Here is a 25,168-nt window from a genome sequence, read left to right as displayed (position 1 = left end):
TCTAGGGCGAATTACGACTCAGTCGGGCTCGCTTTTTTCGGTGGACGACCACGTGGACGACGTGGGCGAACTGGCTTGTCCGAGTCTGATTTGTCTGACTCATCCGCAGCTGTTTCCGCTACAGTTTCAGTTACTTCTACTTTTTCAGCTTGCTTTGACGCTCTAGGCGCTTTGGCTTGAACTGGAGCAACAACAACTTCCACTTCTTCAACCGCAGCTACATCAGCCAAGCTTTTCACGTCACTGCTTTCAACGGCAATAGGCGCTTCGCTTTCTGTTACAAGAGCAGGCTCGTTTTCCTCTGGAGTTACAGCAGGCGCAGCTTCAGCAGCAGGCGTTTCTGCAACAATCGCTGTTTCAGGCGCAGACGATTCAGCAACAGGTGCTGTTTCACGTGCTTGTTTAGCTTGTTCAGCAGCAAGTTTAGCTAGACGACGACGCTCACGCGGGTCATTTGCAACACGTTGTTCAGACACAGGTGCAGGCGGTGTCAGGTCCAATACTGGAACTGGCTCTGCTTCAGGCTGCGCTTTTGTGATTTCAACATCACGGGTGACCGGTTTTTTCTCTGCTTCAACAGCAGGCGTTGTCACAGTTTTGCTTAACGTTGCTGCATACTCTTCAGTAAATTTCTGAAGGGCACGGTTGAAGGTTGGAATTAAACCAAACTGCTCAATCAGCACTGAACAGTCTTCACCATAGACATGGCGAATCAAGCTGCTGATGGTGTACTGACCTAAAGTTGGCACCTGTGAAGGTGTGAGTTTAGGTGTTTCAGTTTGCTGTGTGTGTGCAGCGCGTTGTTGGCGACGGCGTTGGCGTGGGTCATTGCTGGCACGTTTTACGCTTTCACGTGGTTTTTGCTCTGCTTGTTGTTCAGCAGGTGCTGCTACAACTTCAGTTGCTTTCTCCTGTACCACTTTCTCAGCTTTTACTTCAACTTCTGCTTTCGCAACAGCCGCTTGCTGAGGCTTGGTTTCGGTTGCAGTGTGTGCAGGCGGAGTTAATGCCACGATTTCACTTTGCGCTTGATCGACATTGACCACATGGGCTGTTGTGATCATTTCTTGACGCGGTGCTTCAATCAACTCAACTTTAACTTGAGGTTCTTGAACCACAGCTGGCGCAGCTTCAGTCGCTTGCTCATTCAGTACACTTGGATCGCGGTGGCGATTTGGGCGCTCTGGACGAGGTTGGTTACGACGGTCACGACGTGGCATTGCATTTTGCTGTTCGTTTTGAACATCAGTGTTTTGCTGTTGCTCACCGTGTTGGCGACGTGATGAACGCTTGTTTTCACGCGGTTCCTGACGTTGCTGTTCACTGCGCTCTGGACGGTCTTGACGTTGTTGTTCACTGCGCTCAGAACGTTGTTCATGACGGTCTTGGCGTTGTGGTTCATTGCGTTCAGGACGTTGTTCATAACGATCTTGGCGCTGTTGGTCTTGACGAGAGACCTGCACAATTTCTTCATGAACTTGGTTGTCATGTTGCGCATTTTGCTCACGTGACTCTTTGTGCTTATTAGGGCGCTTTTTGTTGTGGCGTGTACCACGTTCTTCTTTCTCTACATGCTTATCTTCACGGTGTTCAGATTTTGCATGAATAGGTGCAGCGCTCATGTAGACATTGTTGCTTGGTGCAACTGGTGCCGCAGCAGGCGTGCCAACTTGACCAAACTGACCACGGCTCACTGCACCGCCATTTACCATTTGCTCAATGGCAGCAGCAGCATTATTTGCAGAACGTGATTGATCGACAGTCGCAGCTTGTTTTTGTACAAACAAGTTTTCTAACCATGCACATGGGCTGCTTGAAGGTACAGTCTGAGCAGGGGCTTGTTGAGCGACTTGTTGTTGTGGCGCGTTGTTACGAGGTTTTTTGTTGCCTTTTTCTTGTTGTGCAGGCGCAGGAGCGGCATGTTGATGCACATGATCTGCGCCATCTAAATGCCATTCTGATGACTCGTAACCCAACTCTTTTTCGCTTGAACGTGTTGCTTCTGTGCGTTCATAGCTGGTTGGTGCAAAGCCTTCAGGGTTATACGAAATTTCGTAATGCGGGGTTTCTAAGTGTGGGTGCGGAAGCACAGTCACACGAACACCTGAGGTTTGTTCGAGGTAAACCAACGTGTGACGCTTTTCATTCAATAAGAATGCAGCAATTTCAACTGGAACCTGTACTTGAACTTCACCATGACGTTCACGCAGCGCAATTTCTTCTACTTTACGCATGATTGAAAGTGATAGTGAGCGTAAGTCACGAACCATACCTGTGCCATGACAGCGCGGGCAGACATAACCTGTTGCTTCTTCAAGTGAAGGACGTAGACGTTGACGGCTCATTTCCATCAAGCCAAAACGAGACAATTGACCGAATTGGATACGGGCACGGTCGCTTTGTGTTGCTTCGCGAAGTTTCGCCTCAACCATACGTTGGTTACGGTCTTTGGTCATGTCGATAAAGTCGATCACGACCAAACCACCAATGTCACGTAAACGCAGTTGACGTGCAATTTCTTCTGCCGCTTCAAGGTTGGTATTGAGCGCTGTATCTTCAACATCACTACCACGGGTTGATTTTGCAGAGTTAATGTCGATAGACACTAATGCTTCGGTTTGGTCAATAACGATTGAACCGCCTGAAGGAAGTTTAACTTCACGTTCATAAGCAGTTTGAATTTGGCTTTCAATACCAAAATGCGCAAATAACGGTTCATTTAGCGTATAAGTTTTTAGCTTGTCGATTTGACGAGGCATGACTGCTTTTACGAAGTTATAGGCTTCGTTATAGGCTTGCTCTGAATCAATTAAGATTTCAGCAACATCATCACGTAAATAATCACGAATCGCACGCGTCACCACGCCTGCTTCTTGGTGAACCAACATTGGTGATGGACCAGAACTTGCTGTATTTTGGATTTGCGCCCAAAGATCAAGTAAGTGCTGTAGGTCGAGTTGTAATTCTTCTTGAGAGCGGCCGATACCCGCAGTACGTACAATCACGCTCATGCCACGAGGTACATTTAACGACGCCAACATTTCTTTCAATTCTTCACGTACTGAACCTGAAATTTGACGGCTAATACCACCACCTTTCGGGTTATTTGGCATCAACACCAAATAGCGACCAGCTAGCGAAATAAAGGTAGAAAGGGCAGCGCCTTTGTTACCACGTTCTTCTTTTTCAACTTGAACCAAAAGCTCTGTGCCTTCAGTAATCAATTCGCGAATGTTTGAAGTTTGGCGTGGGTCTGCTTGGTAATATGAATTTGCGATTTCGCGCATAGACAAGAAGCCTTGACGTCCCGCACCATATTCAACAAAGACGGCTTCTAAAGAAGGCTCAACGCGAGTCACGTGACCTTTATAGATATTGGATTTTTTTTGTTCACGGGTACGATTCTCTAAGTCAAAATCGTAAAGACGCTGCCCAGTGACAAGTGCAACGCGAATCTCTTCTGCATGTGTTGCATTAATCAACATACGTTTCATGGGTGTAACACCTAATAGTGATACACAGCAAACTATCGCTAAACACGTAGCGAACATCAAACATCACGGACCAATTTTGCTCAGATCTCAAATAAACCGATTGTGGTCTGAGTTTTATTACCTGCCTTTTTGATCGGCTTCGGTTTTGATTCACATATTGATGATGGCAATACGGCTTCAATCTTTAAACGATTAAAGTCTCCTGCGCGTTTCACTGGCGGACAAGCGGTGCATTGGATGTAAGTAACTTTCACTGTCACATTTGCTCGAAGAGCAACCCTTCTTTTTGGATAGGGCGTCTTGATACGGAATTATCATCGTACCTTTACAACTGAACAGATCCATATGCATCAACGCTGTGGCCTGAATACGACATCAGGGAGCGACTAATCTGATGTATATCAGTTTACGTTTAAAAACCAACCTTCGTTGGTCACATATTTTTTTGGGGCAAACTGATTTATGTGCAGATGCACAATTAAACCTAACAGTTTGCTGTTTTGCCGATATAATAAGCCTTCGGCGTCGGCATAATTCTTTTGGGACCGTTCCAAGCTGAGTTGAGTTATTTTCTTAACTATTCAATTTAAAATTGAAATGATTAAGCTTTTGACTCACTTATGGTGGTATCCGTGCGCTGACTATATCAAACCTTGTACCATCTGCCTATGGGCTAAGCTAGTCTTTCTTGTGTAAAGCATAGCCTAAATGGTCATTTTTTATTCAAATTCCGTATTTTTTAGGTCGCAGTAACTGTATGAATTCTACCCAACAATGGCAAAACGTGACGTGGTTTGAAGTGGACGAGCATCAAGCAGGGCAACGGATTGATAACTTTTTATTTAGCCGTTTAAAAGGGGTGCCTAAAAGTCGTATTTATCGCCTGATTCGTGAAGGTCAGGTTCGCGTGAATAAAAAGCGTATAAAAGCAGAAACTAAGCTGTCCATTGGTGACCAGATTCGTGTGGCACCAATTCGCTATGAACAAAAAGATGAAAATGCGGCGCCTATTTCTGACAAAGTAGCACAGAGTTTACTGAGCCGTGTGGTGTATGAAGATGAAGGCTTGATGGTTGTCAATAAACCATCTGGCATTGCCGTACATGGCGGCAGTGGTGTGGCTTATGGTCTGATTGAAGGCTTACGTGCGGCAACAGGTAAAAAATACTTAGAACTGATTCATCGTATTGACCGTGATACCTCAGGTTTGGTGATGATTTCTAAAAAGCGTAGTGTGTTAAAAAGTTTGCAAGACATGTTGCGTGAACACAAAATTAAGAAAACTTACGCTGCTGTAGTCAAAGGTGTGGTGAGTTTAGACAAGCAGTTAATTGATGCACCTTTGCACCGTTATGAACTGGCTAACGGTGAGCGTCGTGTGCGTGTATCGAGCGAAGGTAAAGAGTCTAAAACGCAGTGGAATGTGGCTGAGCGTTTTATGCATGCAACCTTAGTTTATGCATCGCCACTTTCAGGGCGTACCCATCAAATTCGTGTACATGGTTTAAGCATCGGTCATCCACTGGTAGGTGACGATAAATATGGTCATGAAACGGAATATAAAGGGCCGAAGCCACGTCGTTTATGTCTGCATGCAATGCGTTTAGACATCCCTGGTTATGCGCCGATTGAAGCACCTTTGCCTGAAGATATGCAGAGTATTGTGGCGCAGTTAAGAGCGCAGAAGAAGGATTAAGTCTTTTCCCTTTCATTTTAGGAGAGGTGATAAAGCCATGACTTTTGTTGGTTGTGATTAATTTAAAATGATGCTGTATTGGTTATCTTTATTTTTAAAGATGCAAAGTAACAAAAATCTTTTGTTGAGCTGATGGAACATCCCGAACGTGCTTTAAGCAATGCTCTAAAGCGAAGTGCAAGTCAGCTCAACGGCGTCATCCTTTTCGCCATCGCGTAGCAAATGCATCGTGTAAATTGTCTTCATAAAAGTAAATATTGGAACCCCAGCATGAACAAACCTGTAGAACTGATTATCTTTGATTGGGATGGGACTTTATTTGATTCTGTGGGGCAGATTGTGGCAAGTTTATTGTTTGCCGCGCAGCAATTTGCACAACCTTTAACTGCTGATGCAGCAAAAAGTATTATTGGTTTAGGTTTGCCAGAGGTCGCGCAGCGATTATTTCCTCAAGTGCCTGAGCTACATACTGAGATTTTGCAATGCTATGCCGAGCATTATGTGGCGAACTCGAAAGGTGATGTCTGGTTCGACGGCGTAGCCGATATGTTGAATGGCTTACGTGAAGCGGGTTTACAGTTGGCGGTGGCGACAGGTAAAAGTCGTAAAGGCTTAGATCGAGTATTAGCGCAAACACAGAGCCAAGCACTATTTGTGACAACACGTGCAGCCAGTGAAACTAAATCTAAACCGCATCCTTTGATGTTGGAAGAAATTTTAACTGAAACGGGTGTATCTGCTGAACGCGCGATTATGGTGGGTGACACCAGTTATGACTTGGAAATGGCACGTAATATTGCCATGCCAAGAATCGGGGTGAGCTACGGGGTGCATACATCTGAAACGCTCAGACAATATCAACCTTTGGCCATCGCGGATGATGTGCCGAGCTTGCAGCAGCATTTATTACAATATGTTGACCTTAAACAAGTGATTTAACTTGAGTAGTCTAAACATATGGCCTGTGGATGATGGTAAGAGTGAGCCGGCCTGTTTTGGGGCGATCATCTTTAAAGCTTTTGTTTTTAGTATGCTTTAAGGCTGATGAACGGTTGATTTAATTGTTGGGTTTGTGATTTGAAAAAGCTCTTTGAAGGGGCTTTTTTTGTTGTGATGTTTTCCTCGAAATGACTTCAACCATCGCTTTCATATTGGATGGTTGTCATTTGAGAGGATGACCAAGAAATGAAAAATAAGATGTTTAAAGCGTGATAAAACCTGCCGCGACATTGATACTAATGGCGAGAATTGAGGTGTTAAAACCATAAGCTAAAATAATGTGCAGAATATTGAGAATACGCATCGAACGTGAGGTAATGGAAACATCCGCGGTTTGTGCAGAAGTGCCAATCACATAACTAAAATATAAAAAGTCGGGATAGGTCGGTTGAGCCGTTTTGGGAAAGTCTAAGCCTGCATCTTGTTGATCGGCGAGAGCCAGATAATAATCATGCGCATAATGAATGGCAAACACGGTATGCATAAAGAACCATGCGCTAATAATGGTGAGTAAGGACAGCGCCAAATGCCCATATTTGATGGTGGGGTCATTCGGGAGATGTGTCAACTCTAATACAATCGCAATTAAGCACATGAGCAAAGTCATGATCACCAACAGTAGAATGATCCATTTGCTGGCATCTTGCTGCTGTGCATGTTGCAGAATGTGCCGATGGTCAACAGACCACAGGGTAGTCATGGTTTTGACTAAATAACTTGAGACGGCAATATTCCAACTGATCAATAAATTGGTCGACCAAGACCAGTCGGTAAATGTATTCAGCAGCGTATAAAAAACAGCAGTCAGCAAAAAACTAATGAAAAAGAAGGGGCGAAATTTCATTGCTGTTTTTAAACGCTGCAAAGTGGGCATTGGCATAATTTTCTCCTTCTCTGTTTTATTGTTTTTCTGTGCAGCTAAAATTGCAGTGCCTATTTAAGTATCAGTACCTACTTCTTCAGGATTAGTTTGTATTTGGACTTCAGTTGTAGGGAACCAGACAAAAGCCAGTTTTATTAGCCTATCCTAGCTTAAAAAGAATACAAATGAAAAAGCGAGATGTCATCGACATCGCTTAAAAACAAAAGGGTGAAAATACGCTTGTCTTACAACGTATAGTTCTATGAGAAAGGCGCGTAATTATTTATTCAGAAAATAGTGGCGCGCCGAATGAGATGAGTAATTAGAACTCACTGCGGAGTTATTCGCGGTTAATATCCAAATAAAATACCCGAGTTAGTAATTCTAAAAATTTAGTCACTGCCAGTGAGCTGTTATTTTTACGATAGTTCACATAGAGATCCAAATACGGCAGCTCAACCTCAAGTGGGCGAATTACCGTGTTGTTCATGCTAAGTGGCGCAACATAACCGGGTAAAATTGTACAGCCGAGCCCCAAGCCAATCGCATTGATATTGAATAGAATATTGTCGGCTTTTTGCACAATGTTGAATTTGATATTGTGAGTTTTGGCAAATTCTAAAATGGTCTGGTGTAAAGTCTGTGACTGCTCGGCTGCGGGAATAATAAAATCAATGCCATCTAATGCTTTAACAGGAATTCGCTCGTATTGGGCCAAAGGATGGTCTTTCGGCAATAGGAAAATGAGTGGTTCACGCAGTACAAACTGGCTTTCGATTTCATCACTATGGACATTATTTCGTGTAAAGCTAATGTCCAATTCACCTTTTTTCAGCAAACGTAGTTGCTCAGTATTGTTCATACTGAATAACTCAATTTTTAACTCTGGGTTTTGTACTCGTAAATTGGGCAGTACATAAGGAAAGATTTTCATTTCCGCAACAGGGACAAAACCAATGCGCAGCATCTGCTGTTTGGCTTGCGACACTTGGCGTGCCATAGCGACCGCTTTATCTGCCTGAGCCAAGGTGAGACGCGCTTGTTCAAGAAAAACAGCGCCTTCTTCTGTGAGTTCAACTTTTCGCTTGGTTCGATACAGTAACTGTACGCCGACATCTTCTTCAAGGTCTTTGATTTGCTGACTTAAAGAGGGTTGGGCGGTATAAAGTTTCAGTGCTGCTTTACTAAAGTTCAGTTCTTCAGCAACAGTAATGAAATAGCGAAGGTGTCTAAGTTCCATATAAATAACCCACTGACTAATCCAAAAAATGTCTTACCATGACTGCGGTAAAGTATAATCGATAAACAATGATGCCGTGAAGATGATTCAATTATTTAGAAAATAAATGATCTTGGGTTGGTTTTTGAGACTTTCGTATATGAAATAACTGGTTTAATAATTGCTAAAAGGTATTAATTAAATATTGAAAATAGTTCATTCCAATCACCTGAAAATCGGGTGAGGTGAACTACATAAAAATACAATTGCGTTTTGCTGAAATTGGATATGATAAAAAACATAAATATAATTTAATTGAACATATGGGCTAAAAATCGATATGGCAGATTCAAATAAGCTGGTGGTCTATGCCGCGCTGTTGGGTAATTTAGCCATTGCGCTGGTAAAGTTTATTGCGGCTTATCTGACCAACAGCTCTGCCATGTTGAGTGAAGCGATTCATTCTGTTGTAGATACCTTAAACGAAATTTTACTGTTATATGGACTGAAGAAGTCGAATAAACCTGCCAATTTTAATCATCCTTTTGGCTACGGGCGAGAGCTGTATTTTTGGGCCTTCATTGTGTCCCTCATGGTCTTTGCCTTAGGGGCATTGGTGTCTATGTACAATGGGATCATGCACATTTTGCATCCTGAACCGATTTTAAATCCGACCATCAATTATGTTGTGCTTGGCTTTGCATTCATAAGTGAAGGGACTTCATGGTGTGTTGCTCTGAAAGTGTTTCGTAAAGCCAAAGGTCAGCAGGGTTATTTCGAAGCTTTTCGACGCAGTAAAGACCCAACCACGTTTACCGTTCTGTTTGAAGATTCCGCTGCGTTAATTGGTCTATTGATTGCCTTTCTGGGTATTTATTTGGCGCATCGTTTAAATATGCCTGCACTGGATGGGGTGGCGTCCATTCTGATTGGACTGGTTCTGGCGGTATCTGCTTTTCTACTGGCACGAGAAACCAAAGGTTTATTGCTTGGTGAAACCGCAGACCTGCATGTACGGCAAAATATCTTAAAAATTGCCCAAGAGGATGAAGGTGTATTGTCGGCCAACGGTTTACTGACAGAGCAAATGGGCGCCAAACAGGTTTTAGCCTCGTTGAGTGTGGAGTTTGAAGATCACCTCACTACCGATGAGATAGAAGCATGTGTCAATCGAATTGAAGCAAAAATTAAACAAAATCATCCTGAGATTGTGGCACTCTTTGTGAAGCCACAATCAAAAAAAGTGTGGTTAGAGCGAATGCAAGGACGCTTGGAATAGGTTAAGGTAGAGGTCAGTTTTCAAAACTGGTCCTGTTACTGGTGTATTGCAATAAAGATAACGACGTTAAATGAAGCCAAAATCAACTGAACTCCATTATCAAATTCCGACTGAAAATACCATGTCCCATACATGGCGGCAGCCCGAATTTCAGTTTCTACACTCCGACCATTATAACGGGACTCGCTTTGTCAATTCGGTTCGTCGACCTGAGGGCCGTAGCCGAGGCGACTTGCTGAAATGGTTGATTAAGCGTAAATCCTCGACATGGAATGTGGATGTGGCGCAAGAGTATGCGCACTTTCATGCCGATAAAAAAAGCCTGCCGCAAGATCGGCCCCATGCCGATTTAAATGATTGGCAGGTGTGGTTTGTGGGTCATGCCACGGTATTACTGCAGATTGGGCCGTATAACTTGTTGACCGATCCTGTGTGGGCGGAACATGTCAGTCCGAAGCAAGGGCGGGGACCTCGCCGTGTTATGCCTGCTGGCATTGCCTTGGAAGATTTACCGACCATCCATGCAGTGCTTTTGAGCCACAACCACTATGACCATATGGATATTGCCAGTCTGAACTGGTTGTATGAGCGTTTCGCCATGCCCATTTATACGGGTTTGGGCAATGGATGGTATTTACCCAAGCACTTACAAGTATTGGAAATGGATTGGTGGCAGTCGGCACGTCTGCATGACTTAAAACTGGTCTATACCCCAGCACAGCATGGTTCTGGCCGTGGTCTGCGCGATCAAAATCGTGCGTTATGGGGCGGGTTTAGTGTTCACTGTGGCGCTGACTATGCTTATTTTGCTGGGGATACAGGTTATTCACCGCACTTTAAAGAGCTGCATCAACGTTTTGGCGCACCGCGAATTGCATTACTGCCCATCGGGGCGTATGAACCGCGTGAGCTGATGCGCTATATGCATATGAATCCGCAAGATGCTTTTCAAGCGCATAAAGACCTGCATGCCAAATGCTCGATGGCCATTCACTATCGTACCTTTCAGCTGACCGATGAAAGTCGTGAACAACCTGAAATTGACTTAAAAGTGGCAATGAAAAATAGCTCGAAGCTGATGAATCCATTTGTCTGTTTAAGAGAAGGTCGACGTTTAAGCGTGTAATTGATGCTTTAGATGTAAGATCAGGTGATGGCTGGCAAAACAGTCATCACCAAGAGCATAACGACATCACTAAAATATCTTTCAAATAAAATCTAAAAACTGAAAGTATGTCTCTCTGCTAGTTTGATTTTTACTCAATCTGAGCCGCGTTCATTGCTACTAAGGCTTGTTTAAGTTTTAATCGATAAACTCAATTAAAAATGCCCATTAACCTTGTATAAAAAGCCTTTCTTTCTGCTGTGTTTTCATCGGATCTTATCTTGTTGAAAAATTAAAATTCTTTTTTTCTTAAATATTTACATAGAAGAATCCGATTGTTTTTATTCGTAAAACTCGCTTTTGATTGTCATCAAAAGGGGCTATGTTAGAACAGTAATAATTACTTTAAACGGTTCATGATAATCATAATTTGATGATCAAATTTGGAGCTCGACATGACACAGAATATGCAAGCATCAGGTTGTCCATTTCACCAAAAAGATGGTGGACAAACGAGTTTAGCCAGCACCAATAATTCTGATTGGTGGCCCAATGCGCTCAATCTCGACATCCTGTCGCAACACGATAAAAAAACCAACCCGATGGATCCTGATTTTGACTATGCAGCCGCATTCAAATCATTGGATTTAGAAGCGGTGAAACAAGATCTTCGTGAACTCATCAACAGCAGCCAAGAATGGTGGCCATCTGACTATGGCAGTTACATTGGGATGTTTGTGCGTACCGCATGGCACTTGGCGGGTTCTTACCGTAAACAAGATGGACGTGGCGGCGCTAACACAGGGAACCAACGTTTTGCACCCCTCAACAGTTGGCCTGATAACGTCAACACCGATAAAGGCCGTCGCCTGCTTTGGCCAGTCAAACGTAAATATGGCAACAAAATTTCATGGGGCGATTTAATCGTTCTTGCAGGGACCGTAGCTTATGAAGAAGCAGGTCTGAAAACCTTTGGTTTCGGTGGTGGTCGTCTAGATATTTGGGCACCCGAAAAAGACATTTATTGGGGCGAAGAGCGTCAATGGCTGGCACCAACGGCAAACCGTTATGCCAATGACCAAGACCGTAAATCGCTTGAAAATCCATTAGCTGCGGTACAAATGGGTTTAATTTATGTCAATCCAGAAGGGGTTGATGGCGTCCAAGATCCCCTTCGTACTGCACAAGACATGCGTGTCACTTTTGACCGTATGGGCATGGATGATGAAGAAACTGTCGCACTCACTGCGGGTGGTCACACCGTAGGTAAAGCGCACGGGAATGGTAAAGCCGAAAACTTAGGGGCAGATGTCGAAAGCGCTGACGTGGAGTTCCAAGGTCTCGGTTGGCATAACTCAGAAGGTACAGGTAATGGCGCGAATACCATGGTCAGTGGTTTAGAAGGGGCTTGGACCACACACCCGACCAAATGGGATAATGAGTTTTTCTATCTGCTGTTCACTTATGAATGGGAAAAAGCCACCAGTCCTGCGGGTGCGAAACAATGGGAACCGATTAACATCAAAGAGGAAGATAAACCTGTTGATGCACATAACCTGAATGTACGCCGCAACCCAATGATGACTGATGCTGATATGGCGCTGAAAATGGACCCTGAATACCGCAAAATTTCAGAGCGTTTTTATGCAGATCCAGCTTACTTGTCTGAAGTTTTTGCGCGTGCTTGGTACAAGCTGACTCACCGTGACATGGGACCAAAATCCCGCTATTTAGGCGCAGATGTGCCGAATGACGATTTGATCTGGCAAGACCCAATTCCATCGGTCGATTATGTTTTGTCTGAAGCAGAAATTGAAGACTTAAAAGCGAAGTTGCTAAATAGTGGTTTAACTTCGGTTGAACTGATCAATACCGCTTGGGACAGTGCTCGGACTTTCCGTGGTTCAGACTACCGTGGTGGTGCCAATGGGGCGCGTATCCGTCTTGCGCCACAAAAAGACTGGGTGGGCAATGAGCCTGAACGTTTAGCTAAAGTTTTGGCGAAGCTTGAAGAAATTCAGGCGGGTCTGGCAAAAAAAGTCAGCATTGCAGACCTCATCGTATTGGGTGGTACGGCAGCTGTTGAAAAAGCGGCGCATGCTGCGGGTGTGAATATCAAAGTTCCGTTCCTTGCAGGGCGAGGTGATGCGACTCAAGAGCAAACTGATGTCTATTCTTTTGAAGACTTATTGCCTAAGCATGATGGTTTCCGTAATTGGGTCAAAGAAGATTACAGCGTACAGCCTGAAGAAATGTTGTTAGACCGTGCACAATTACTCGGTTTAACTGCGCCTGAAATGACGGTATTGGTTGGTGGTATGCGTGTACTCGACACAAACTATGCAGGTACACCAGAAGGCGTGTTGACGGCTCGTGTGGGGGTACTCAGCAATGACTTCTTTGTGAACTTAACGGATATGAAATATAACTGGAAACCCGTGGGTAAAAACCGTTATGAAATTGTAGATCGTGCGACAGGGGCAACCAAATGGACGGCGACACGTGTAGATTTAGTGTTTGGTTCAAACTCGATTTTACGTTCATATGCAGAAGTGTATGCGCAAGATGACAACAAAGAGAAGTTTGTAAAAGACTTTGTTGCCGCTTGGATGAAAGTAATGAATGCAGACCGTTTTGATGTGAAGTAGTTTTCACTAGAATAAAAAACCGCTCGAAAGAGCGGTTTTTTTATAGATCATAAGGTGCTGATATTATTTGATTTATAAGTTTGGGTTCGTATAACGTGTATTGTGTTAATTTTATGAAAACTTAAATTTAGAATTACTTATGTCAAACGCTTTTTTTATCTTGATGGCTTTCATTTCACTTTTTACTAATAATTTATTGCATGCAGAAACCAATACACTGAATCAGGATAAAGTCCTAAAACCGTTTATATTTGAAATTGGTTCAGATTTTTCAACTATTCAGACTAAATTCAATTTAGAAAAACATACTCCAAACGTGAATTTCATCAAAGAATCAAACTGGTATATATTGGCAACCCCAGTTGGGCCTATTTCACTTCAAGAATGGCAAGGTAAACTTCATTGCATCGCTTATGATATTAATACAAATGATATAGAGTTAAAAAAGAAAATTATCGAATTTCTATTTGAAAAATATAAAATGAATTTCGAATGGGTGAATAGAGTTGATAACGGATTCTATATCTCATATGAATCATCTAATGATTCTATTCAAGGAATCTATGCCTATTCACTAGGAACAACTATTTCTTTTACCAGTAATGAAATTAGAAAAGCTGAAACAAAAATTCGCTTTCCAAATCTTTAGCGACTAAAACTTCAATTTAACATAATAGAGCTTATACGAATCATGGCTTAGTATTATTTTATATATCAAACACCTATAATTTAAATGTAAGCGCGAAAATGAATAGAAAGCTTATTTTTATTAAAAATTAAGTTTCACCAGACTTTGATGGATATCCTTTTCAAGTTGATACCACTCATCAAACTCTGGCTCGACCAGCAAAGTCTGCGACACAAAGCCATAACATACCCGCTGCAGATTTAAACTCAATTGCAGGAGTTGCTCTGCATCATCAACATAAGGCTCAAGGATACTGCGCCACATTTGCACCATCATTTCATAACTTTTTCGATAGCTTTCAATGTTTGAAACCTGCCGTTCCAGCAAAAAAGTCTGCGCCCAGAGAAACTGTCGAGTCTGAATCTGTTTGAGCTGAAAGTGAATAATTTGTTGTAAATAGTCTTCAAAAGTTGATTTTGTGGATAACTCTATCAGGCTTTGTGCATAACTTTTTAGTTGCTCCGCATTGGTTTTTACGTGCTGATGAATGGTTAATGCAACCAAATCTTCCTTCTTTGAAAAGTACTCATAAAAAGTCCCTAAACCGACACCTGCCACATCGGTAATTTCCCTAATGGTAATTTCATGTGCATGACGCTCATGCAAAAGCCGAACAAAACTTTCTTGCAAAGCTTCTTGGGTGATTTTTGCTCGTGATTGGCGCGGTCTACGACGGACTTGGATCTCAGGATTCTTCATAGCACAAAGCTGAACATGGCAGACTCAATTTTTCTCTATACTGAAATGAAAAGCACAGCATAACAAGAGCAAAGTGATATGAATACGACATGGATGACCCATCAAATCAGCAATCAGTTTGATGAACTGGAAAATTACAATCTGTTTGAAACTGATATCGTTTTACAAGAAATATTGGCCCGTTATGGCAGTCAGGATCAGGCAAGACTCACAGAGATGGGTAAAGTAATTGGTTCGGCGGAATATTATGATTATGCTGATCTCGCCAATAGGCATACGCCCATATTACATGCCTTTGATGCGCGCGGACGCCGTAAAGACTTTATCGAGTTTCACCCTGCATGGCATAAATGGATGGGACTGAACCGTCAGTTCGATACCCATGCACATCCGTTTAATCATCCGAATTCATCCTCAAAATGGGTCGAGTGGGCAGCGCGTTTTTATTTGGCAGGGCAGGTGGAGTGTGGAAACTTGTGCCCAAACTCGATGACTTTGGGCAGTATTCCACTGATTCAACGTGAACCTGAACTGTGGGCCAAAATTGGCGATAAGTTACTTTCGACTGAATACGATGAACGTGATGTGCCCATCAGCCAGAAAAAATCAATTTGGCTAGGGATGGGCATGACTGAGAAACAAGGCGGTTCGGATGTACGTGCCAATGAAACCATTGCAGTACCTGTCGCAGAGTCGGGGCGTGGACACGTTTATTTGCTCACAGGGCATAAATGGTTTTTCTCTGCACCGATGTGTGATGCACATTTGGTGGTGGCAAAGACGGAACAAGATGGTTTGGCCTGTTTCTTTGTGCCACGTTGGCGAGAGGATGGAACTAAGAACCCAATTCATGTACAACGCTTAAAAGACAAAGTGGGCAACCGTAGCAACTCCAGCTCAGAAGTCGAATTTAAAGAGGCGTGGGGCATTATGATTGGGGAAGCGGGACGTGGTATTCCCACCATTATTGAGATGGCGAATTACACCCGTCTGACCTGTTCCGTGGGCAGTACTGCCATGCTTAGGCAAGCCTTGGTGCAATGTATTGCTTATACCCGTCAGCGCAAAGCTTTTGGCAAACACTTAGCACAGCAGCCTTTGATGCAAGCGGTATTGGCAGATTTAGCCTTAGAAACGGAAGCGGCGATGCAACTCAGTTTCCATCTTGCACATTGCTATGAAGCGGATGACGCATTGTCTGTAGCGTGGAAACGTATTATGACCCCAGCATCGAAGTTCTGGATATGTAAACGTGCGGTTGAGCTGACAGGGGAAATGATGGAGGTTTTTGGCGGCAATGGCTATGTCGACAACGGCATCATGGCACGTATTTTTAAAGAAGCCCCGGTCAATACCATTTGGGAAGGTTCAGGCAATGTCATGTGTTTGGATGTATTACGAGCCATCAGCCGTGATGTAGAGTCGATTGACATCCTGTTTCAAGATTTGGCTGCCACGGCTATGCAAGATGAACATTTAAAGCAAGAGCTGCAAAATCTATTTCAGTTGTTCCAGCAGGCACCTGAAGAACTACAATTTATGGGGCGCAGTTTGGTCAGCCGTTTGGTGATTTTGGCACAAGCAGTCCTACTGAAACGGCATGCACCCAACTATGTGGCTGATGGCTTTATTCAAAGCCGTTATAGTCCATTTCATGGTCGGGTTGTCGGGATGCTTGAGATGAAACAACCCGACGTAGAACGACTGCTGCATAGAGCATTGGCAGCTTAAAGCTCATTATTGTACTGAAAGCTTTTGCGCTTCATCTTGTTCGAGTTTGACGTTGGGGCTGTCTTCAGCCTGAATAATATCAATCGGAATAAAGCGGACTTGAACAATGCTTGGGTTATCGTTCAAGTCTGGCAATAGCTTTTGATTGAGCGCTGCAATTTGCGATGGGCTAGGCGGAATATCTCCACGGATAGAGACACGGACTAAAGTGAAACCCTCTTTTTTATCGTATTGGATGGTATCAATAATATTATTGGCATGGTTGAGTTCTGTGCTAATGGTCGCTTCGGTACTGCTTTCGTACAGCCGTGTATTGAGCAGCGCATAAAAGTTGAGTGAGAGATAAATCCCTAAAAGCGCCAAGAACATTAGGCTAACAGCATTACGTTTGAGAAATTCTTTGACACTACTCTGCACTTCTTCGGTCGAACCCCGTCTAAAGCCTGCAATCCAAAGGACTAAAGATGAGCTAATCTGAATGGCGAAGATGTTGGTCACCGCCAGTAAAAATGCATTGGCTGAGTTTTTCCATTCCATATGCGCAAATAAAATCCCGCTGGCCACCAACGGCGGAACTAAGGCTGTCGCAACGGCGACGCCCACCACAGCCACAGACAGGCGAGGGGATACTGAGGCAAAGGCGCCTGCGGCCCCTCCCGCTAAAGCGATCATCAAATCTAAAATGGTTGGCTGCGTGCGCGATAAAATTTCATTGGTCATGGGCAGGTCATAGTTCACCAGCCCTAAAATGATCCCAATGCTATAAATCATGGCAACGCCAAGTAACAAGGTCGACAACGCGGTTTTAAACAGCAGCCATCGGTTATCAATTAAAGCCAAGGCAATACCTGAAATTGGCCCCAGCATCATGGCAACCAACATCGCGCCAATCACTACCGCAGCCGAGTTAGACAGCAGTCCATAGCCTGCAATGACAGCAGCCAAGGCATTCATAATAAAAAAGGTTTTGCTTGGAAGTGCATCCGCTTGGATATTCAAGCGGACTTTTTGGTGGTCAATTTTTTTGGAGTTTTCGCGCAAGGCTTGCTTATAACGAATTTTTTCTTTCAGAAACTCATACTTTTCTTGGTCAGGTGTATCTTTGACTACAATGGTTGCATCTTTGTCTTTTTCGAGTGGCATGATGATGCTCTTATTTTGTAGGTGATTAAGATTTAATCTAGCGCTTTTATCACGGGAAGCAAACAAAAAAATGGTGAGAAATAATATGATTCACGCTTCAATTTAGAATATGTTCTAGCCACTTTCTTTTTATTGAAACGAGGCTCCTTAATTTTGCTGAACATCACTCAGTAACAAAGGTTTCTTAATTCAGAGCAGGACAGATCTGCGTGAAATCACGATGTCATCCATAACAAGACAGATCAATTGCAGATGTTTAGCTACCCCTAGAACGTGTTCTTTTAGAACAAAACGCTACGATTAGAAATAATATTTTTCATCACCATGGTGGAGATGAGACGTTGCACATTTGGCAGTGCTGACAAGTGCTCATCATAGAGTTTTTGATAGCTTTCCAAGTCATAGGTCACGACATGCAGCAAGTAGTCGGGGTCGCCAAAAAGTCGCTGCGCTTTCACAATTTGAGGAACCTTAAGAATCGCTTCTTCAAGACTCAGCACCGAATCTTTATCGCCATTTTTGAGCGTCACAAAAACAATGGTGGAGAAATTCAAGCCGAGTTGGGAAATATCTAACTGTGCGCGATAGCCTTTGATAATACCTGCATTTTCTAAGGCTTTGACTCTGCGGTGACAGGGGGAGAGACTAAGCCCGACTTTATGGGCCAACTCCGTAACAGATAAACGACCATCGGCTTGTAGTTCAGCAAGAATCTTCTTATCAATTTTATCCATGTGGAAGAATCTCCCCTTTTTAGGTGTTATTACACAAATATTTGAAAGCACATTTTAGAGCCTAAAGGATATCCTTTCAAAATTATTTGATGCAGATCATTTGTTAATTGGGTTAAACCTCAAAATGATGATAGATAAGAGAGTAAAGGGATGTCACTGAATATTTTAATTGCATTTTGGGGTGTTTCGATCCTGTTTGTGATGACCCCAGGTATAGATTGGGCTTATGCCATTTCATCCGGAATACAGGGCAAAAGAGTCTTGCCTGCGGTGACCGGGTTATTAACTGGGCATTTGATGGCGGCACTGATTGTTGCGGCGGGTGTAGGGACATTGGTGACCAGTCAGCCCGTATTGCTTCAAGTACTCACGGGTGTTGGGGCTGTTTATTTGCTGTGGATGGGGCTGAGCCTATCGATGCGCCCTGCGAGTATTAGTAGTGATCAGGTTGCCATCGCATCGTCAAAGTCATGGTACATTCGAGGCGTTTATTTAAGTGGCTTAAATCCGAAAGTCCTGCTGTTATTTTTGGCTTTATTGCCGCCCTTTATCGACCCGCAAGCGGCTTTGTCGCCCACCTCTCAAATTGTTTTATTGGCGGGAATTCACCTCATGAGTTGCGCGGCTGTTTATTTCTTGGTTGGATTTAGTGCGCAAAAAGTTTTGGGAGCGCGTCCACAGGCTGCTAGGGTGGTCAGTCGAGTGTCAGGGGCATTGATGATGTTGATTGCGATGATTTTATTGTTAGAACAGTTTTATGTCTAAGCGACATTTTAAGCATATGGATCAAAGGCAGTGCAAAATAAAGCATTGCCATAACCTGTAATTGAATTGGAAAATAGCGCATGAGTTGGGGGACATAGGCCTAGCCAAAATCACTTGTAATACGTTCAAAAAGGCGTAAAATTTCTACCGCATCATCAGTGAGATGATCACATCAATAAGGTGAAAAAAATGGCAAAGAAGAAAGCTGAGCCAAAAGTTGTGATTCACAACTTTGTGGCTAAACATATGCATGAAGTTAACCAAAGCCAAGTCTTTGTAGACCGAAAGAAAAATGCAAAACGAGGCTATGACAAGCACAAAAAAGGGAGATATTCAGATGATTATCTCCCTTTTTTAATGTCCGTTCTTTGGGTTTAAAGACCTTTAAGCCGTCACGATACGTGTTGCGGATTTGACCATATCGGCCAAACCATGTGTTTTAAAATAATATTCCATTTGACTTTTCACAATGAGTGGATTACTCATTTTCAAGGCACGTTCTAACAATTCGACCGCATCTGGCATTGGGACATGACAAATGGCTTTGCGTACACGCAGAATGTTACTTGAGCTCATTGATAGGGTATTGAAGCCCATTGCCATCAGTAAGATCGCAGACAAAGGATCGCCCGCCATTTCCCCACAAATACTGACCGGTTTGTTGTACTTATGACACTCTTTAACTAAGCGGGTGAGCGCACGTAAAACTGCAGGGTGGAAATGTGAGTAGACATTAGCAACCCGTGGATTATTACGGTCAACGGCCAGTAAGTATTGTGTCAAGTCGTTTGAACCCACTGAGAAAAAGTCAACCAACTCTGCAAACTCTTCAATCTGCAATAAGACACTTGGTACTTCGACCATGATCCCGATTTTTGGTTTAGTGATTTTGACCTGTTCTTCTTCTTGTACCGCGACCCAGTCCCGCTCCAGTAAATACAACGCTTCTTCTACTTCGCTGACACTGGTTACCATCGGCAGTAGAATGTGTAGGTTATTGAGACCAATACTGGCTTTCAGCATGGCGCGGATCTGCGAAGAAAAAATTTCAGGGTGGTCGAGCGTAAAGCGAATACCGCGCCAGCCGAGAGCTGAGTTTTCTTCCTCAATTGAGAAATAAGGCAAGTCTTTATCGGCACCGATATCGAGGGTACGCATCACCACAGGTTTGTTGGCGAAGTGACTCAACTGTTGACGATAAATCGCACGCTGTTCTTCTTCACCCGGGAAGCGATCACGCAACATGAACGGAATTTCAGAGCGATATAGACCAACGCCTTTGGCGCCGCGTTGTACACCACGGACTACATCAATCATCAGGCCAGTATTGACGAACAGTTTGACTGCCACACCATCAGGAGTGATGGCGTCTTTGGTTTCATACTGTTTTAAATCTTTGGCTATTTGTTCTTCTTCTTTTTGAATTTCTTTATAGCGACTACGTAAACGACGAGGTGGATTAATAAACACACGCCCTTGGTGCGCATCGACGATCATTTCCACATCATCGAGGGTATTAATCGGCAGTTCAGTGACGCCGACCACGGTTGGAATACCGAGTGCGCGAGCCACAATCACCATATGCGAGTTCATGGCGCCTTCGGTGGTTACGATGGCTGCAATTTTATCGACTGGCAGTTCTACCAAGGCTGCGGTTGAGATTTCTTCCCCAATCAGAATACTTTCATCGGTGAGTTCACGGTGGCTGGAGTCAGCTTCTTGTAAATAAGCCAAAATCCGTCGTCCGAGATCTTTTAAGTCCGCGGCACGTTCACGGAGATAGTCATCTTCCATCTGTTCAAACAGATCGATGTGATTGTCGATGACGATACGCACCGCACCTTGTGCCCAGTTACCATCACGAATTTGTTCTTTAATTTCCGCTGGCAGCGCATTTTCATCCAACATGCGTAAGAACACGCTAAACAAGGCGCGCTCTTCCGCCATGAGGGCATCTTGCATTTTGTCATCAAGTGATTTGATTTCATCACGCACAGAGGTGAGAGCACGATCCAGCAGCTCTAACTCTTCACTGATGTCATCGGCTTCACGGTCAGGGACAGCGGCCAAATCCGCAGGGGGATAGAGAATGACAGCACGGCCTAATGCAATTCCACCTGAACCCGGGACACCTTGGAAGGTTTTGTAAGCGGGTAAATTACTCGGTTTACGAAAAACATCGATATTGCCCACCGCATGCGCATGCGCAATGACCCCTGAAAGCTGAGCACAGAGCGTGACGAGGAAAGATTCTGCGGCTTCACTAAAGTCTTGCGACTCTTTGTTTTGCACCACAAGTACGCCCATCACTTTACGACGGTACATGACCGGTACACCGAGGAACGAGTTATAAATTTCCTCACCTGTTTCAGGTAAGTACATAAAACGTTCATGTTTCGGTGCATTGTCAAGGTTGACGATTTCTTCACGTTGCCCCACCAAACCGACCAAGCCTTCACTGGTATGCAGTGAAACATGGCCGACCGAATCGGGGTTCAAACCTTTCGATGCCATCAACAAATAACGTTGATTGCGTTCGTCGAGTAAATAGATGGAGCAAACATCAACATGCATGGCTTCCGCCACATGGTTGACCATAATGTCGAGTGATTCATGCAAACTGGTGGACGCATTGATTTCTTGTACAATGCGTCGAAGGGTATCCAGTTGCATATTCGACATCGCGTCTACTCCAAAAATAATGTGCGTCCAACTTATTTATAACAAGAGATCCTTAAAAAATCTGTAGGACGTCTAGATTTTTTAAGGCTTTTTTTGAGGGAGCTGATTGCACAGCTCCACCATCGCTTTGCGGTATACATCGCGTTTAAAATTCACAACTTGCCCCAGTGGGTACCAATAACTGACCCACTGCCATTGGTCAAACTCAGGCGGATCAGACAAATTCAAACGAATATTCTGAGCGGGAGCAGTGAGTTTGAGTAAAAACCACTTTTGTTTTTGTCCAATACATACGGGATCAGAATCTGTACGAATGTATCGGTGCGGCAAACGATAACGCAGCCAACCTTTAGTTTGCGCTACAATTTGGACGTGTTCGGGCAGTAAGCCAACTTCTTCTCTCAGCTCACGATAAAGTGCCTGTTCAGGGGTTTCTCCATATTGGATACCTCCTTGTGGAAATTGCCAAGCATTGTGTCCAATGCGTTTTGCCCATAAAACTTGTCCAAACTCGTTTGCCAAAATGATCCCGACATTGGGTCGGAAACCTTCCGAATCGATCATTTGGCTACCTAAATATTGTGTAATTTATGACTTTGCGATCGGGGATTTTTATTTCTGTATCCAACTCGAAAAAAGCAAAGTTTAAAAATGTTAAAATTGCTATGATCTTAACGAATTTCTATCGACTAGCGGAGATAGATTTACAAATTTTTTCTTAAATTTCAGTTTTTACGAGTATTTTCATGAAATTGGCGCTATTTGATCTCGATCACACCTTGTTAAACACCGATTCAGATCATTCTTGGGGAGAGTTTTTGGTGAATGAAGGCTTGGTCGATCCAGTTCACCATCGCGCCATGAACGATAAATTTTATGAAGACTACAAAGCAGGGCAGCTCGACCCGATTGCCTATAATGAATTTGTATTTGAATTTTTAACTCAACATGACAATGCCTACCTTACTGAACTGCATGAACTGTTCATGCACAAAGTGATTCGCCCGCAAATGCGTCCCGAAGGTTTTGCCGCCATTGAAAAACACCGCGATGCTGGACATGCTTTGGTTGGCATTACCGCAACCTCTGATTTTATAACGGCACCAATTTTTCGTGAATTTGGGATTAGTGAAATTATTGCGACCAATGCTGAAGTGGTTGAGGGTAAATACACGGGCAAAGTGATCAATACACCATGCTATCAAAAAGGCAAATTGACGCGTTTAGATCAATGGCTTGCAGGGCGTGATGTCAGCGAGTCTTGGGCGTATTCAGATTCCATCAATGATCGTTTTTTACTGGAATACGCTGACCATGCCATTGCCGTCAATCCAGATGACCGCCTAGAAGCATTGGCTAAAGAGCAGGCATGGGAAATCCAAGACTGGTCGATTTAAGTATCTGTCTTTAGTTATTTGAAAAGGCTGCTTTCGGGCAGCCTTTTTTATTTGAAAGGCATCGACGTCAAAAATGAAAAGTGCGTACAGTGATAATAAAATATCGGGCTAGAGGTGGGCTGATCTTGGAAAATTAACCAAATATGCTATGTTGAACCTTGGTTAGAACTATTTTGACTATGAAAAATTAGAACATAAGCGTGGAGAAAAATATGAGTGTACGACCAAGAATGACCCACCTGTTTGAGCAACTCGGTTTAGATGCGAGTGAAGAGGCCATCGCGTTGTTTATTGTAACGCATCAGCTCAATGCACAAACCACGATTGTTGACGCAGAGTATTGGACTGAAGCGCAGCGTCAGTTTTTGGCAGAAAAAATTAAATCGGATGGTGAGTGGGCTATTATTGTAGATCAGCTGAATGAATCCCTGCATGAAGATTCACTGATCCAAAAATAAGTAGAACTCAAAGAGGCTGAGCGTCGAAGCTTTGCCTCTCTTTATAAAAATAAGATAAAAGTAGAAATTTATGTCTTTCGATCATCAAGCTTTTTCTGACTCTACGTCTTTAGATTCTGTAGCTTCAGTTAATCAATTAGAACAAGATCGTGCCCTGTTTATCGGTGCGAAATATGAGTCTTACTATCAAGCTCAATTTGAAAAAATCACGCCAAAGAAACAATATGCAGGCTTTAATATTGCCGCTTTTTTCTTAGGCGTGGTCTGGTTGTTTTATCGAAAAATGTACAGTTATGGCTTTATGGCCATTGGTTTGATTGTGGCGATAGGGATGGTTGAAATACTTTTGGGGATTGAAAGTTCTGGTGCAAATATCGGCTTGGCCGTAGCCTTTGGAATGTTTGGGAATACCTTGTATAAGCATCATGTCGATCAGCAGATTGCCAAAATTCGCCAATTTGGAAATAGCAACGTCAATACGGAATTAGAAAATCGTGGGGGTACAAATCTCATAGCAGGTTCGATCTTGCTGGTGATTTGGCTTGGGCTCATTGCACTGGCCATAAGTGCGTCTTAATTCGCTCGCTCAAAATAAAAAACCATCCTTGTGGATGGTTTTTTTATGCTTGCAAAGCTTAGTTCATCATTGCAATCAGTTCTTGCACCGCACGAGATTGGGTTCTGCCCGGATGCCAAACCATACCAAGTTGACGGTTCATTTCGAACTTCACATTCAACTGCTGTAGGTCTTGGTTAATCATCGTTTTTGGAAGCACTGACCAACCCAGTCCAATCGATGCCAACATACGAATCGACTCGAGTGGATTATTGCTCATGGTGATTTTAGGTTTCAGCCCTTGTTTTTCAAACTCTGCTAGGGTGATTTGGCTGGTATAGGTTTGTGATGCAGGCAATAAACTTGGGTACTGAATCAGGTCTTCGAGTTGTAGGTTTTGCATTTGTGCCAACGGATGAAATGGTGCTGCTACAAAAACTAAAGGATCTTCCCAAATGGTGACGTACTGCAAACGTTCATCGAGTTTGGGTGGAAGCGTTAAAAAAGCCAATTCTAAGTCGCCAGCCAGTACTTTTTCATGCGCTTGCTCGGAGTCGACAAAGTGCACATCTAAGGTGACATTTGGAAAGCTTTGCACATAGCTACGTAAATGGCTCGGTAAGTGATGTAAACCAATATGATGACTGGTGCCAATTTTGAGTTTGCCTTGGACCATGCCTTGTTCATGACTCAAGGTGTGATGAATGTCACCCAGTTCATTTAGCCAGTTTTTAACTTTAGGCAGCAATGAATGTGCGGCATGCGTGGCTTGTACACCACGACCAGCAGATTCAAACAGTTTCACACCAAAATATTCTTCTAAACTATGAATACGTTTGGTTACAGCAGGTTGCGTAATGAAGAGTTGATCTGCGGCTAAAGAAATAGAGCCGGTTTCCATGACTTTTACAAAAGCTTCGAAGGCTGCAAGATTCATAAGGATAATCTAGTTATGAAAGTATAATTAAATTATAAAATAATTTTATATGAATTGCGATCTTTAAAATGAACGG

21 protein-coding genes are annotated in these 25,168 nt (G+C 43.3%); 12 read left to right on the top strand and 9 right to left on the bottom strand.

Annotated features, from left to right (window positions below):
* Positions 1 to 11: 11 nt before the first annotated feature.
* Complete coding sequence (locus AC0KVP_RS14480; protein ID WP_473337547.1) at positions 12 to 3,494, bottom strand: Rne/Rng family ribonuclease; 3,483 nt, start codon at positions 3,492 to 3,494, stop codon at positions 12 to 14.
* Between the two features lie 757 nt (positions 3,495 to 4,251).
* Here AC0KVP_RS14480 and AC0KVP_RS14475 point away from each other — a divergent pair.
* Entirely contained in the window at positions 4,252 to 5,190 is a 939-nt protein-coding gene (locus tag AC0KVP_RS14475; protein ID WP_473337545.1) for an RluA family pseudouridine synthase, read from the top strand.
* Positions 5,191 to 5,460: 270 nt separating this feature from the next.
* Positions 5,461 to 6,129, top strand: a complete 669-nt coding sequence (locus AC0KVP_RS14470; RefSeq protein WP_428869122.1) for an HAD-IA family hydrolase — start codon at positions 5,461 to 5,463, stop codon at positions 6,127 to 6,129.
* Positions 6,130 to 6,391: 262 nt separating this feature from the next.
* Here the strand turns inward: AC0KVP_RS14470 and AC0KVP_RS14465 are convergent, their stop codons facing one another.
* On the bottom strand, positions 6,392 to 7,069 hold the full coding sequence (locus tag AC0KVP_RS14465) for a DUF1345 domain-containing protein (RefSeq protein ID WP_114392485.1): 678 nt from the start codon (positions 7,067 to 7,069) through the stop codon (positions 6,392 to 6,394).
* Between the two features lie 322 nt (positions 7,070 to 7,391).
* On the bottom strand, positions 7,392 to 8,291 hold the full coding sequence (gene hcaR, locus AC0KVP_RS14460) for a DNA-binding transcriptional regulator HcaR (RefSeq protein WP_473337543.1): 900 nt from the start codon (positions 8,289 to 8,291) through the stop codon (positions 7,392 to 7,394).
* A gap of 319 nt (positions 8,292 to 8,610) precedes the next feature.
* On the opposite strand from hcaR, the gene AC0KVP_RS14455 reads away from it, so the two are divergent.
* The 4 genes from AC0KVP_RS14455 to AC0KVP_RS14440 all read left to right on the top strand — a co-directional run bounded on the left by AC0KVP_RS14455 (position 8,611) and on the right by AC0KVP_RS14440 (position 13,951).
* Positions 8,611 to 9,549: a cation diffusion facilitator family transporter gene (locus AC0KVP_RS14455; RefSeq protein WP_279739446.1), complete on the top strand. Its 939-nt coding sequence runs from the start codon at positions 8,611 to 8,613 to the stop codon at positions 9,547 to 9,549.
* A gap of 70 nt (positions 9,550 to 9,619) precedes the next feature.
* On the top strand, positions 9,620 to 10,675 hold the full coding sequence (locus AC0KVP_RS14450) for an MBL fold metallo-hydrolase (RefSeq protein ID WP_473337542.1): 1,056 nt from the start codon (positions 9,620 to 9,622) through the stop codon (positions 10,673 to 10,675).
* A 434-nt stretch (positions 10,676 to 11,109) separates the two neighbouring features.
* Positions 11,110 to 13,302 (top strand): catalase/peroxidase HPI, encoded by a 2,193-nt coding sequence (gene katG / locus AC0KVP_RS14445; protein ID WP_473337541.1) that lies wholly within the window; start codon positions 11,110 to 11,112, stop codon positions 13,300 to 13,302.
* A gap of 139 nt (positions 13,303 to 13,441) precedes the next feature.
* A complete protein-coding gene (locus AC0KVP_RS14440) occupies positions 13,442 to 13,951 on the top strand; it encodes a hypothetical protein (protein WP_473337539.1) in 510 nt (169 codons plus the stop codon).
* Between the two features lie 120 nt (positions 13,952 to 14,071).
* Here AC0KVP_RS14440 and AC0KVP_RS14435 read toward each other — a convergent pair whose 3' ends face one another.
* Positions 14,072 to 14,689, bottom strand: a complete 618-nt coding sequence (locus tag AC0KVP_RS14435) for a TetR/AcrR family transcriptional regulator (RefSeq protein ID WP_473337536.1) — start codon at positions 14,687 to 14,689, stop codon at positions 14,072 to 14,074.
* Between the two features lie 78 nt (positions 14,690 to 14,767).
* Between AC0KVP_RS14435 and AC0KVP_RS14430 the strand changes: the two genes are divergently transcribed.
* Positions 14,768 to 16,420, top strand: coding sequence for an acyl-CoA dehydrogenase family protein (locus AC0KVP_RS14430; RefSeq protein ID WP_473337534.1), 1,653 nt, complete (start codon positions 14,768 to 14,770; stop codon positions 16,418 to 16,420).
* Positions 16,421 to 16,426: 6 nt separating this feature from the next.
* Here AC0KVP_RS14430 and AC0KVP_RS14425 read toward each other — a convergent pair whose 3' ends face one another.
* Positions 16,427 to 17,563 carry a DUF389 domain-containing protein gene (locus tag AC0KVP_RS14425; RefSeq protein WP_259233684.1) on the bottom strand — a complete coding sequence of 379 codons (1,137 nt, stop codon included), beginning with the start codon at positions 17,561 to 17,563 and terminating at the stop codon, positions 16,427 to 16,429.
* A 281-nt stretch (positions 17,564 to 17,844) separates the two neighbouring features.
* The gene (locus AC0KVP_RS14420) at positions 17,845 to 18,297 is read right to left on the bottom strand and encodes an Lrp/AsnC family transcriptional regulator (RefSeq protein WP_473337531.1); all 453 of its coding nucleotides are present in this window, start codon (positions 18,295 to 18,297) and stop codon (positions 17,845 to 17,847) included.
* 150 nt (positions 18,298 to 18,447) lie between these two features.
* Between AC0KVP_RS14420 and AC0KVP_RS14415 the strand changes: the two genes are divergently transcribed.
* Both AC0KVP_RS14415 and AC0KVP_RS14410 read left to right on the top strand, forming a co-directional pair.
* Positions 18,448 to 19,062, top strand: coding sequence for a LysE family translocator (locus tag AC0KVP_RS14415; RefSeq protein ID WP_473337529.1), 615 nt, complete (start codon positions 18,448 to 18,450; stop codon positions 19,060 to 19,062).
* 189 nt (positions 19,063 to 19,251) lie between these two features.
* Positions 19,252 to 19,440: a DUF7230 family protein gene (locus AC0KVP_RS14410; protein ID WP_004978921.1), complete on the top strand. Its 189-nt coding sequence runs from the start codon at positions 19,252 to 19,254 to the stop codon at positions 19,438 to 19,440.
* Positions 19,441 to 19,446: 6 nt separating this feature from the next.
* On the opposite strand, the gene ptsP is transcribed toward AC0KVP_RS14410, so the two are convergent.
* Positions 19,447 to 21,744: a phosphoenolpyruvate--protein phosphotransferase gene (gene ptsP / locus AC0KVP_RS14405; protein WP_078389544.1), complete on the bottom strand. Its 2,298-nt coding sequence runs from the start codon at positions 21,742 to 21,744 to the stop codon at positions 19,447 to 19,449.
* An 81-nt stretch (positions 21,745 to 21,825) separates the two neighbouring features.
* Positions 21,826 to 22,308: an RNA pyrophosphohydrolase gene (locus AC0KVP_RS14400; RefSeq protein WP_004692547.1), complete on the bottom strand. Its 483-nt coding sequence runs from the start codon at positions 22,306 to 22,308 to the stop codon at positions 21,826 to 21,828.
* A 182-nt stretch (positions 22,309 to 22,490) separates the two neighbouring features.
* Here AC0KVP_RS14400 and AC0KVP_RS14395 point away from each other — a divergent pair, with 182 nt between their 5' ends.
* The 3 genes from AC0KVP_RS14395 to AC0KVP_RS14385 all read left to right on the top strand — a co-directional run bounded on the left by AC0KVP_RS14395 (position 22,491) and on the right by AC0KVP_RS14385 (position 24,176).
* Complete coding sequence (locus AC0KVP_RS14395; RefSeq protein ID WP_473337526.1) at positions 22,491 to 23,141, top strand: HAD family hydrolase; 651 nt, start codon at positions 22,491 to 22,493, stop codon at positions 23,139 to 23,141.
* A 212-nt stretch (positions 23,142 to 23,353) separates the two neighbouring features.
* Positions 23,354 to 23,599, top strand: a complete 246-nt coding sequence (locus AC0KVP_RS14390; protein WP_004978928.1) for a DUF2789 family protein — start codon at positions 23,354 to 23,356, stop codon at positions 23,597 to 23,599.
* Positions 23,600 to 23,669: 70 nt separating this feature from the next.
* Positions 23,670 to 24,176, top strand: coding sequence for a DUF2628 domain-containing protein (locus tag AC0KVP_RS14385; RefSeq protein ID WP_473337523.1), 507 nt, complete (start codon positions 23,670 to 23,672; stop codon positions 24,174 to 24,176).
* A 58-nt stretch (positions 24,177 to 24,234) separates the two neighbouring features.
* Here AC0KVP_RS14385 and AC0KVP_RS14380 read toward each other — a convergent pair whose 3' ends face one another.
* Complete coding sequence (locus AC0KVP_RS14380; RefSeq protein ID WP_004692542.1) at positions 24,235 to 25,092, bottom strand: LysR family transcriptional regulator; 858 nt, start codon at positions 25,090 to 25,092, stop codon at positions 24,235 to 24,237.
* Positions 25,093 to 25,168: the final 76 nt, after the last annotated feature.

Source organism: Acinetobacter sp. DL27, assembly GCF_055810995.1.
Note: the sequence above shows the minus strand (reverse complement) of the source record. Positions and strands in the feature narration are given on the sequence as shown.